This window comes from uncultured Demequina sp. (genome assembly GCF_913055775.1).
In the GTDB taxonomy this organism is placed as follows: domain Bacteria; phylum Actinomycetota; class Actinomycetes; order Actinomycetales; family Demequinaceae; genus Demequina.
On sequence record NZ_CAJXJX010000085.1, the window covers coordinates 1 to 11,815 of the forward strand.

At 69.8% G+C, this 11,815-nt stretch carries 7 protein-coding genes and 1 pseudogene; 6 read left to right on the forward strand and 2 right to left on the reverse strand.

Going from position 1 to position 11,815, the window contains the following annotated elements:
• The coding region (locus tag QZ483_RS09400) for an Rne/Rng family ribonuclease (RefSeq protein ID WP_297083262.1) at window positions 1-2,429 on the reverse strand (2,429 nt) is incomplete at its 3' end.
• Window positions 2,430-2,848: 419 nt separating this feature from the next.
• Here QZ483_RS09400 and QZ483_RS09405 point away from each other — a divergent pair.
• From QZ483_RS09405 to QZ483_RS09425, 5 genes are read left to right on the forward strand one after another with little or no spacing between them, the layout of a single operon-like run.
• A complete protein-coding gene (locus QZ483_RS09405; protein ID WP_297083264.1) occupies window positions 2,849-4,318 on the forward strand; it encodes a cytochrome ubiquinol oxidase subunit I in 1,470 nt (489 codons plus the stop codon).
• Between the two features lie 12 nt (window positions 4,319-4,330).
• Window positions 4,331-5,371, forward strand: a complete 1,041-nt coding sequence (gene cydB, locus QZ483_RS09410) for a cytochrome d ubiquinol oxidase subunit II (protein WP_297083265.1) — start codon at window positions 4,331-4,333, stop codon at window positions 5,369-5,371.
• A 3-nt stretch (window positions 5,372-5,374) separates the two neighbouring features.
• Window positions 5,375-6,958 (forward strand): ABC transporter ATP-binding protein/permease, encoded by a 1,584-nt coding sequence (locus QZ483_RS09415; protein ID WP_297083267.1) that lies wholly within the window; start codon window positions 5,375-5,377, stop codon window positions 6,956-6,958.
• Entirely contained in the window at window positions 6,955-8,580 is a 1,626-nt protein-coding gene (gene cydC, locus QZ483_RS09420; RefSeq protein ID WP_297083269.1) for a thiol reductant ABC exporter subunit CydC, read from the forward strand. The genes QZ483_RS09415 and cydC overlap by 4 nt, the downstream gene beginning before the upstream one ends.
• Window positions 8,573-9,562, forward strand: coding sequence for a GAF domain-containing protein (locus QZ483_RS09425; protein ID WP_297083272.1), 990 nt, complete (start codon window positions 8,573-8,575; stop codon window positions 9,560-9,562). The genes cydC and QZ483_RS09425 overlap by 8 nt, the downstream gene beginning before the upstream one ends.
• Here QZ483_RS09425 and QZ483_RS09430 read toward each other — a convergent pair.
• A pseudogene (locus tag QZ483_RS09430) lies at window positions 9,538-10,095 on the reverse strand (DUF819 family protein); the annotation flags it as partial. The gene QZ483_RS09425 and the pseudogene QZ483_RS09430 overlap by 25 nt on opposite strands.
• Window positions 10,096-10,332: 237 nt before the next feature.
• Here QZ483_RS09430 and QZ483_RS09435 point away from each other — a divergent pair.
• Window positions 10,333-11,815: DUF3179 domain-containing (seleno)protein (locus QZ483_RS09435; protein WP_297083274.1), on the forward strand; the 1,483-nt coding region annotated here is incomplete at its 3' end.

Below are 11,815 nucleotides of genomic sequence, written 5' to 3' on the forward strand. Positions count from 1 at the left end.
GCGGCCTCCTGCTGCGGTGCCACGGCGGCGTCACCGGTCTCGGCGTCACCCCCGGAACGGTCCGGCAGGTCGATCGCCGGCTCGGCCGGCTTCTCGCTGCCGTCGTCCTCGTGGTGATGGGCCTTCTCGGCCGCCGCCGCGATCGATGCGAGCGTGGCCTTGACGGCCTCGCGGGCCTCCTCGCGGTCGTCGAGAGCGTGCGTCTCGCCCTTGGCGGGCGTGTGCGCGTGGTCGTCCGACTGACGCTTGCCCGCGTTGCCGCCCTGGCCACCGCCCTGGCCGCCGCCCTGGCCTCCACGGCCCTTGCCGCCTCGGCGGCGCTCCGGCTGCTTCTCGCTCACCTCGGCAACGGGCTCACCGTGCACCAGGAAGCCACGCCCCTTGCAGTGCTCGCAGGTCTCGGAGAACGCCTCGACCAGTCCCTGGCCCACGCGCTTGCGGGTCATCTGCACCAGGCCCAGCGAGGTGACCTCGGCGACCTGGTGCTTGGTGCGGTCCCGGCCCAGGCACTCGATCAGACGGCGCAGCACGCGGTCGCGGTTGGCCTCCAGCAGCATGTCGACGAAGTCGATGACGATGATGCCGCCGATGTCGCGCAGGCGGAGCTGGCGCACGATCTCCTCGGCCGCCTCGAGGTTGTTGAGCGTCATCGTCTCCTCGAGCGTGCCGCCCTTGCCCACGAACTTGCCCGTGTTGACGTCGATGACCGTCATCGCCTCGGTGCGGTCGATGACGAGCGAGCCGCCGGAGGGCAGCCAGACCTTGCGGTCCATGCCCTTGGTCAGCATCTCGTCGATGCGGTGCTCCGAGAACACGTCACCGTCGCCGGAGAACTTGCTCAGGCGCGGCATGAGGTCAGGCGCGACCTGGCCCACGTACGCGCTGAGGGAGTTCCAGGTGTCGTCGCCCTGGATCGTGAGCGACTCGAAGTCCTCGTTGAAGATGTCGCGCACCACGCGGATGGCCATGTCCGGCTCGCCGCGCAGGAGCTTGGGCGCCTTGCCCGTCTCGGCCTCGGCCTGGATGCCCTCCCACTGGCGCTTGAGGCGCTCGACGTCCGCACGGAGCTCGTCCTCGGACGCGCCCTCGGCCGCCGTGCGCACGATCACGCCGGCGTCGGACGGGATGACCTCACGCAGCAGCTTCTTGAGGCGCGCGCGCTCGGTGTCAGGCAGCTTGCGGCTGATGCCGGTCACTCCCCCGCCGGGAACGTAGACCAGGAAGCGGCCGGCGAGCGAGATCTGCGACGTCACGCGGGCGCCCTTGTGGCCGATCGGGTCCTTGGTGACCTGCACCATGACCGTGTCGCCCGGCTTCAGCGCCAGCTCGATGCGGCGCGGCTTGCCCTCGAGCCCCGCAGCGTCCCAGTTGACCTCGCCGGCGTAGAGCACGGCGTTGCGGCCGCGGCCCACGTCCACGAACGCCGCCTCCATGCCGGGCAGCACGTTCTGCACGCGGCCCAGATAGACGTTGCCGGCCATCGACTGCTGCGCCTGGTGAGACACGTAGTGCTCGACGAGCACATCGTCCTCGAGCACGGCGATCTGGACGCGATGGTCCTTCTCGCGCACCACCATGTCGCGCTTGACGGACTCGCGCCGCGCGAGGAACTCGGCCTCGGAGATCACGGGCCGACGGCGCTGGCCGTCCCTGCTCTCGCGGCGGCGCTGGCGCTTGGCCTGCAGCCGAGTCGAGCCCTGGAGCTGGTCGTCGCCCCCTCCGCCCGAGCTGCCGGAACCGCCGGATCGCGACCCGCGACGGCGCCGTCGACGGCGCGAGCCGCCCTCACCGGTCTCGCCGTCGTCGGAGTCCTTGGCGTCGCCCTGCGCTCCGTCGGTGGCACCGGATTCCTGCCCGGCCGCGCCTGCGGAGCCGTCCTGCGACGCCTCGCCGCCGGACTGGGCTGCGTCGCCGTCCTGCTGACCCTCGGGCTTCTTCTTTCCGCGCCCGCGGCCGCCACGACGCCGGCGACGCTTGGCGCCGCCCTCACCCGAGCCGCCATCACCTGCGTTCGAACCTGCACCGTCGCCCGAGCCCTCGGACGCTCCCGCGGCCTCGCCGCCCTTGTCGCCGGCGTCGCCTCCCGACGGCCCGTCAGCGGCCTTGCCGCCGGATGCCGGTGCCGAGGCGCGGTCCTTGGCCGCCGCATCGGCCGACTTCTGGCCGCCGGTCTTCTTGGTGGACTTGGCGCCACCCGATTTCTTCGCGGCCCCGTCCTTCGTGGCGGCGCCGTCCTTGTCCTTCTTCGCGGCCGCGTCCTTCTTCGCCGCACCGGCACTCGTGCCGGCCCTATTCGCGGAACCCGAGCCGCCAGCTGACGTGGACGGCGGCCCGGCGGGCGCCGATGCGCGACGCGGCTGCGCGGGCTCAGGCGCCTGGAAGATGACGGCTGTCGAAGGGGTTTCGGGTGTGGTCTTTTCCTCGCTCAACGCGGGTACCTCGGGTCCACGCGGCCCACACACCGCATCGACACTCTCTCGTCGTTCGTGACTCGCGTCTCTCGCGGCCACCAAGTCTTCAGGTCGCGGCTGACAGCGGCGCCTGCGTCCGAGCGCCTATCCCCGATGTCACCGCCTGTGGGCTGTAGCCCGGCGGGACCAGGACGGGACTGGCTGCTGCGCAGTCGCTGCGTCTGTCGCGCGGTTGGCACCCGGTGTGGCTGGGTGCGGACCTGCCGACCATTGTGACACATCGGTCGCCATTCCCGGCGAGTCTCAGGTGCCCGGCGATTCGCCAGGCCTGGAAGATGGCCCCTCCCAGGACCTTGGTCCCGGTGCGCCGGGGGTTGTCCTCCGGGTAGATTCCTCTCATAGAGAAAGCTCACCGCGCCTAACCCTGGAGGCCCGCGATGGAAGTCCTCGAACTCGCCCGCTGGCAGTTCGGCATCACGACCGTCTACCACTTCATCCTCGTGCCGCTCACGATCGGCCTGTCGACGCTGGTCGCGATCCTGCAGACCGCGTGGGTCCGGACCGGCAAGGAGAAGTACCTCCGGCTCACGAAGTTCTACGGCAAGCTCCTGCTGATCAACTTCGCGCTAGGAGTCGCCACGGGAATCGTGCAGGAGTTCCAGTTCGGCATGAACTGGTCCGAGTACTCGCGCTTCGTGGGCGATGTGTTCGGCGCCCCGCTCGCGATGGAGGCCCTCGCCGCCTTCTTCCTGGAGTCGACGTTCCTGGGACTGTGGATCTTCGGCTGGGACCGCCTGCCCAAGAAGGTGCACCTGGCGACGGTGTGGGCATTCGCGATCGGCTCGATGCTGTCCGCGTATTTCATCATCGCCGCGAACTCGTGGATGCAGCACCCCGTGGGCGCCGAGTACAACCCGGAGACGGGCCGCGCGGAGATGACCGACATCGGCGCGGTGCTCACCAACAACACGACGCTGGTCGCGTTCCCGCACGTGATCGCGACCGCATTCCTTGTCGCGGGCACCTTCGTCGCCGGCATCGCGGTGTACTGGATGGTGCGCCACTCGCGCGCGGACAAGGACCACGCGGACCTGCCGATGTACCGCACGGCGGCGCGCTACGGAGCGGTCGTGATGCTGCTGTCCGGCATCGCCGTGATCGTCACGGGCGACGTCCAGGCGAAGCTGATGTTCGAGCAGCAGCCCATCAAGATGGCGGCGGCGGAGGCCCTGTGCCACACCGAGGAGCCCGCGCCGTTCTCGATCCTCACGATCGGCAACCTCGCGGGAGACGACTGCGAGTCCGTCACCCACCTCATCGAGATCCCTGGCCTCACGTCGTACCTGGCGACAGGTGACTGGAGCGCCCCCGTCACCGGGCTCGACGACCTTCAGGAGATCTACGCGGAGCGCTACGGCGCGACGGACGCGAACGGCGACGAGATCACCTACCAGCCCAACCTGCTGGTCACCTACTGGTCCTTCCGGCTCATGATCGGCCTGGCGGCGTTCTCCGCTGCGGTGTGCATCGCAATCTTCTGGTTCACGCGCAAGGGTCGCGTCATCGACCAGGAGTGGATGAAGAAGCTTGCGATCGTGTCGCTGCCCATGCCGTTCCTGGCGGCGAGCTTCGGATGGATCTTCACCGAGATGGGACGCCAGCCCTTCGTGGTCGCGCCCAACCCGACCGGTTCCGACCAGGTCATGCTGATGACCCTCTTCGGGGTCTCGGAGGCGACGTCCGTATTCGAGGTCGCGCTCTCGCTCTCCGTGTTCACGGTCGTCTACGCGGTGCTCGGCGTCTTCTGGTTCCGCCTCATGCAGCGGTACGCGGTCGAAGGCGCCCCAGACGTCTCCTACGAGGAGCCGAACGACGATGCCGACCGACCGATGTCGTTCGCGTACTAAGGAGGGATGATCATGGATCTCGCACTGTTCTGGTTCATCCTCATCGCCGTCCTGTGGACCGGCTACCTGGTCCTCGAGGGCTTCGACTTCGGCGTCGCCATGCTCATGGAGAAGGTGGGCAAGGGCGACCGCGGGCGCCGCGTCGCGCTCAACACGATCGGCCCGGTGTGGGACGGCAACGAGGTGTGGCTGCTCACCGCAGGCGGCGCCATGTTCGCCGCATTCCCGGAGTGGTACGCGACGCTGTTCTCGGGCTTCTACCTGCCTCTGTTCCTGATCCTGCTCGCGCTCATCGTGCGCGCGGTCGCGATCGAGTACCGGGGAAAGATCAACGATGACACGTGGCGCCGGCGCTGGGACTGGATGATCATGGGCTCCGCGTGGATCCCGTCAATTCTGTGGGGCGTCGCGTTCGCGAACATCGTCCGCGGCGTGCCCATCGACGAGACCGGCACCTACACCGGCGGCTTCTTCAACCTGCTGAGCCCGTACGCGCTGCTGGGCGGCGCCACCACGCTCACGCTGTTCCTCAGCCACGGAGCGATCTTCCTCGCGCTCAAGACCGACGGTGAGGTGCGCGAGCGCGCCGAGGCGCTGTCGCGCACGCTCGCCCCCGTGGCGCTCGTCGTGGCGGCCGTGTTCGCGATCTGGACCCAGATCGCCTATTCGGTGCCCTGGACCTGGGCTGCCGTCGCCGTCGCCGCGGTCGGTCTCGTGATCGCGACCGGCGCGGGCCGCATCGGGCGGTACGGCGTCGCGTTCATCGCGAACGCCGTCGCCATCGCGTTCGCCGTCGTGCTGATCTTCGGCTCGCTGTACCCCGACGTGATGCCGTCGAGCACGGACCCCGCGTACTCGCTGACGATCGAGAATGCGTCCTCCACGGACTACACGCTCACCGTGATGACCTGGGTGGCCGTCGTGCTGACTCCGGTGGTGCTCCTCTACCAGGGCTGGACCTACTGGGTCTTCCGGCGGCGCCTGTCCGCGGACCACATCCCCGACCACAGCTCGCTGACCTTCCTTCCCAAGAAGTCCAAGGCCGAGCAGTAGGGCGTGCGACCGCTCGATCCCCGGCTCGTCGCGCGCATCGGTCCCGCCCGTCGGTACGTCCTCATCACGGCTGGCCTCGGCCTGGCCACGGCGTGCGCGATCGCGCTGCAGGCCCTGGTCATCTCGCGTGCGCTCGCGCCGGTGCTCGCGCCCTCCCCGCTCACCGAGGACGGCCTCGGGTGGCTGGGGACGCTCGTGCCTGTTGGCGCCCGCGAGCTCGCGACCGCGCTGGGGTGGCTGGCGGCGATCGTCGCAGTCCGCGTGGTCCTCGTATGGGTCCAGGAGAGGCTGGCCCACCGGGCGGGCGTCGCTGTCGTCGCGGACCTGCGGCGGCGCGTGGTCGAGCACGCCGCGCGCCTGGGCCCGCGATGGGCGGCCTCAGGCGAGGGCACAGCCGTCACGACCACAGCCACGCGTGGACTCGACGGCCTGCTCCCCTACTTCGTGAGGTACCTCCCGCAGCTGCTGCTCGCGTGCACCGTGACACCGCTGATGCTGCTCCTGGTACTGGACCTCGACTGGATCTCCGCAGCGATCATCGCGGCCACGGTGCCGCTCGTGCCCCTCTTCATGGTCCTCATCGGGCTGCTCACGCGCGACCGCTCCGCGAGGCACCTCGCCGCGATGGAGCGTCTCGCGGCGCGCACGCTCGATCTGATCACTGGCCTGCCCACCCTCAAGGCCCTGGGCCGCGAGCGCGGCCCTGCGTCGCGCATCCGTGATCTCGGTGACGCCCAGCGCCGCGCGACCATGGGCTCGCTGAGAATCGCCTTCCTGTCCGGAATGGTCCTCGAGCTGCTGACCACGCTGGCTGTGGCTCTCGTGGCCGTGACGCTGGGCTTCCGACTGGTCTACGGCGAGGTGTCGATCGAGACCGCGCTCGCCGTACTGGTGCTCGCCCCTGAGATCTACCTGCCGGTGCGCAACGTCGGCACGCACTTCCACGCCTCCGCTGACGGCCTCGCCGCCGCCGACGCCGCGTTCGAGGTCCTTGAGACTCCTCTCATCGCCTCGGGAGGCGACCGCCCCGCTCCGTCGCTGGCGGGGGCCACGCTCTCCGTCGAAGGCCTGACCGTCCTCACGCCCGACGGGAGGCGCCGCGCCCCCGACACCCTGAGCTTCGACGCCGCGCCCGGCCGGATCACCGCGCTCGTGGGACCCAACGGCGACGGCAAGACCACGGCCCTGCTCGCGCTCATGGGCCTGCTGGACGCGGATGCCGGCCAGATCCACGCTCGATCCGCCGAGGGCACCACCGCTCTCGTGGACGTCGATGCCGAGTCATGGAGCACGCAGTTCGCGTGGGTGCCGCAGCGCCCGGACCTCGGGGTTGAGGGCCGCACCATGAGTCTGGGCGAGAGGGAGCGCGCGGCGCTTGCGCGAGCACTCGACGCCGATCGTCCCGTCCTGGTGCTCGATGAGCCGACGGCCCACCTCGACCAGGCATCGCGAGCCGCCGTGGTCGCTCAGATCACCGGCGCCGCTGCCGCCGGCAGCACCGTGATCGTCGCCACTCACGAGCCGGAGCTCGTGGCCGCGGCCGATGCGGTGGTCGCGGTGGAGGGCGCGCGGGAGGTGGCATCGTGAGGCCGCTGTGGCGCGCGCTCGCAGATGCCCAGGTGCCGCGCGGTCGCGCGGCGCTGGGGGTGCTGACCGGCACGGCGGCGCTGGGCTCGGCAGTCGGGCTCGCGGCGGTGGCGGCATGGCTGATCGCGCGAGCCGCCGGGATGCCCTCGCCCGCTGATCTCGCGATCGCGGCCGTCGTCGTGAGGTTCTTCGGCATCGGCCGCGGGCTGTTCCGCTACCTCGAGCGTCTCGCGTCACACGACACCGCGCTCCGTGGCGTCGTCTCGTTGAGGGTCCGCGTGTATGAGCGTCTCGCGGCGGCTCCCGCGGCACGCGTGCTGCCGCTCTCCCGCGGCCAGATCATGGCGCGCCTCGGCGCGGACATCGATGCCGTCGGCGACGCGGTCGTCCGTGGACTCATCCCTGCCGCGGTCGCCGTGCTCGTCTCCGGCATCGCCGTCGCGATCGCGGCCGCACTCGTGCCCGTGGCGGGGCTCGTCCTCGCCGCATGCCTGCTGATAGCCGGAGTGGGAGCAGCGGCGCTGACGCTGCGCTCCGCACGCGCTGCGGCGACTCTGGGGGTCCGGGCCGAGGCCGAGGTCACGGAGCGCGCTCTCGCGGCCATCGAGTCCGCTCCCGAGCACCGCGTATGGGGCACCTCGGCGCAGGCGCTCGCCGAGCTCGACGAGGCCGAGTCCGAGTCCGCACGCGCCCACGAGGCCACGGCACGACCCGCTGCGCTCGCCGCAGCCGTCCAGGCCCTCGCCGCGGGAGCGGCTCTCGTGGGCTCGATCGCGATCGCGGTGACGCACGCTCAGGACGGCCTCATCGGCCCCACGACGGCAGCCGTCGTCGCGCTGCTGCCTCTCGCCGCGTTCGAAGCCGTCGGAGCGGTGCCCGCAGCGACCCTGCAGGTGTTCCGCTCTGCCGAGGCCGCGCGCCGCATCGAAGAGCTCGCGCCGGTCGGGCCCGCGCACGCCCAGGACCGCTCGGGCGATCCCACACCGGCCGCAGTGCGGATCGAGGCGCGCGGCCTCAGAGTCGCCTGGCCGGGAGTGGCCCCCACCCGTCCCGTCTCGTTCACGGTCGACCCCGGCGAGGTCGTGGCGGTCGTCGGCCCGTCGGGGATCGGCAAGACCACCCTGCTCGCCACCATCGCCGGCGCCCTCGAGCCCGCTGCCGGTCAGGCCCTGATCGATGGGCGGCCCTCGCTCGAGGCGGACCTCGGCACCATCGTCGCGATCACCGCCGAGGACGCCCACCTCTTCGGCACCACGGTCCTCGAGAACCTGCGTGTCGCTCGCGGGGACGTCTCCCCCGAGGAGGCGCTCGACGCCCTGGCCGGGGTCGGCCTCGCGCCCTGGGTCGAGGCACTGCCGGAGGGCCTCGACACGGTCATCGGCTCGGGAGGTGGCACCGTCTCCGGAGGCGAACGGCGACGGCTGCTGCTCGCGCGCGCCCTGCTGGCACCGCAGCCTGCCGCGCTGATCGACGAACCCGGCGAGCACCTCGACGCGGATGGACGCCAAGCCCTCCGCGCGGCTCTCGCCGGGCTGCGCACCCAAGGCCGTAGCGTGGTGATCGTGACCCACGACCTGGCGTTGCTGGACGCCGCAGACAGGACGGTGACCCTCGATGACTGACGCCAGCACGAGCGCGGCAGCCCGCGAGCATGCGCTCGCTCAGGCGATCATCGCGCTCAACACCGAGCTGGAGCTGCCCGCCGTCCTCGACGCTTTCCTCGACGCCGCGACGGCGCTGACCGGTGCGCGGTACGCCGCGATCAACGTGCTCGACTCGCTGGGGCGGTCGCAGTCCTTCCACTCGCGCGGGATGTCCGACGCGGTGCTCGCGCACATCGGGCGCCCGCCCGAACCCGTGGGGGTGCTCGGCGAGATTCCGGCCGAGGGCACGCTCGCCGTCCATGCGGTGAGCGAGCACCCGGCTCGTGTGGGCCTGCCGGACGGGCACCCGCCGATGTCGACGTTCCTGGGGACCTCCCTGCGCGTGGGCGGACGGGTCTTCGGACAGCTCTACCTCGCGAACAAGGACGGCGACTTCACCGACGAGGATGACCGCGACGTGCGCGCCCTCGCCTCTGCGGCATCCGTCGCGATCGACCACGCCGAGCTGTACGACCTTGCGCTCTCCCGCGAGCGTTGGCTCGCGGCCGCGCAGCGGATCACCGCACATCTGCTCGCGGACGACGACCCCGAGGACGGGCTCCAGTCGATCATCGACACCGCGCTCGAGCTGTCCGAGGCCGACACCGCGGCGCTCGTGCTGCCGGGAGTGGAAGAAGCGTGGGTCATGGAGGTCACCGGGGGCACCGGGGCCGAGGCGCTGCTGGGCCTCGAACTGCCACCCGAGGGCACGGGCGTCCAGGTCATCCGCGCGGGAGAGGGCGTAGTCGCGCCCGAGCCGCCGGGAACCGACGTCCTGGAGCAGGTCACGTCCTACGGCCCGAGCCTGTATGCCCCGCTCGTGACACAGGGCCGGTCGGTCGGGCTCCTGATGCTGTGGCGCGCGCGCGGCGCTCGGGAGTTCAACGCCGGCGACCTGTCGATCGCCGAGCGCTTCGCCAGCCAGGCCGAGGCCGGCATCGCCGCGATGAACGAGAGATAGAGCGCCCCCAGCAGGTTGTCGGCGGCGGTCGCCGCGGAATAGAAGGCGGGATCGCGGACGAGCCCCGTGATCTCGCCCAGCGCCGCGAAATTGACCGAGCCGCCGATATAGGTCGCCGCGAACAGTCCCGCGATGGCGGGCTCGCGGCCCGGCACGTCGAGGCCGGAGGCCGCGCCCAGCGCGGACAGGTCGAGCAAAAGCAGCGCCAGCGTCACGCCCGCCACCGTGCCGGCCGACGCGAGCAGGAAGGCCGCCGTCATGCGTCCCGCGCCGAACAGGATCTTCCGCAGGTCGGCCGTGAACAGGAACAGCGGCACCAGCAGCGGCACGATGTAGTGGAAGACGAAACCGTAGGCCGGCGCGCTTTTCGGGATGACGCCGAGATTGGCCAGGGCAATGGAGGCGAGAATCGCGATCACCGCCGCCGTCAGGTTGCCGCCGATGCGCGTACGCTCCAGCAGGAACGCGGCGCCCGCGATGACGGCCAGCGCCGCCATGACGGCAAGGTGATTGTCGGGGGAGATCAGGGACATGAATTACCTGCCCGGTGTGAATATCGGATCGGGGAAAAATGAATTTCGGTAGCGGGGCGCCGCTCATGCTCACCGGATGTTGATGAAATCGTGACTGGCGACGCAAAACGGCTAGGGCCACACAATATCAGAACGTGGCGCGTTCCGCCCCCCATCCGATGCTCGCCATGCATAATCAGGCTCGCGAAAGGCTCCACGATGATATCGGCAGGCAAATTCCAATCTCGTTACTGGCTCATGGCGTCCCTGGTCGCGATTTCAGTGTTCCGGTTCGATCCCCTGCTGGCCGGGGAAAGGGCAGCGCTGCCGGATCATGTAATCGAGAAGTTCGGCAACCCTCCCGCGATTCCGGATGGTCCGCTGCCCGGGGAGCTGAAGTCCGCCGTGAAAGTGGCCTTTCTCGACAGCATGGCCAAGTCGCAATGGTACGAGGAACAGACGGCCGCGCTGGGCGAAATCGTCGCGGCAAAGGATCCCCGGGTCGCCTGGATCATCGCCGATCTGATGCGGTTTTCTCCGGGGCCCGGTCTGAGCAAGGCACTGGCCGACGCAGCCGCCGAATTGCTGGGGATCAGCCCGCCGGATGAAAACCACTGGGGCGTGGTGACCGATCATCTCATCGCATGGGATATTCCGGCGCCGCCCGATTACCTGCGGGCGAAGCGGGCCATATTCACGCGGTTCGTGCCCGGCTGGGACAGGATCTTCGTTCAGGGAGATATCGATTGGCGGCACGTTTCATGGGGCGGCGTGCTGATCGACGACCGCAAGTACGATGCGACGGACGAGCCGTGCAACTGCATTCCCGCTGCCGACAATCCCGACGTGAGCAGCGCCGAAGACGCGACGTGGCTCAAGGACGAGGACATCGTCTTCGGCATTCAGGTGAACGGCGAATACCGGGCCTATCCGCGGCGCATCATGGAAGTGCGCGAGATGGTCAACGATACGCTGGGCGGGCGGCATCTGGGCATTCCGTACTGCACCCTGTGCGGTTCGGCGCAGGCCTATTTCACCGACCGGCTGCCCAAGGGTGTAGACCGGCCGATACTGCGCACCTCGGGGCTGCTGATCCGGTCCAACAAGGTGATGTACGACGTCAATACATACTCTGTGTTCGATACGTTCCTGGGCCGCGCGGTGACGGGGACGCTTCTGGCGAAGAACGTGCAACTGAAGCAGACAAGCGTCGTTACGACCGACTGGGGCACATGGAAGAAATGGCACCCGGAGACAACCGTGCTGGTGGAAAAGCTGGCGCTGGGACGCGATTTCGATTTTCGCAACGGGCGGGATGCGGACGGTCCGATATTTCCGGTCGGTGACGTCGATCCGCGTTTGCCGGTTCACGAAGACATCATCGGCGTCATCACAGCATCCGGAAAACCGGTCGCGTTCCAGCGAACCAAGGCATTCGTGGCATTGAAGAACGGCGACGAGATCGTTTTCGAAGCCGTCGCCTGCGGCGTTCGAGAAGGGCAGGTTGTTCGGGTCGGCGCACACGCGCAGCTCCCGCTCGCTCGCGTCGAGTGGCGCGGCCGCAAGCGACGCGACGGCGACGCGCTGGTGGACGTCGACGAGGCGGCCCAGCTCAGCGAGGGCATGTTCATGGCCGGTCAGGTCGCGGTGCTGCGGGAACAGGAGACCACCGTCGCGGCGCTGCACGGTACGGTCACCGACCAGGCGGTCGCCTTCCACACCGCCCGGTCCGAGCGGCTGC

Coding starts and splice junctions, on each gene's coding strand:
- QZ483_RS09405 (WP_297083264.1), top strand. CDS start 2,849: ATGGAAGTCCTCGAACTCGCCCGCTGGCAGTTCGGCATCACGACCGTC.
- QZ483_RS09425 (WP_297083272.1), top strand. CDS start 8,573: ATGACTGACGCCAGCACGAGCGCGGCAGCCCGCGAGCATGCGCTCGCT.
- cydB (WP_297083265.1), top strand. CDS start 4,331: ATGGATCTCGCACTGTTCTGGTTCATCCTCATCGCCGTCCTGTGGACC.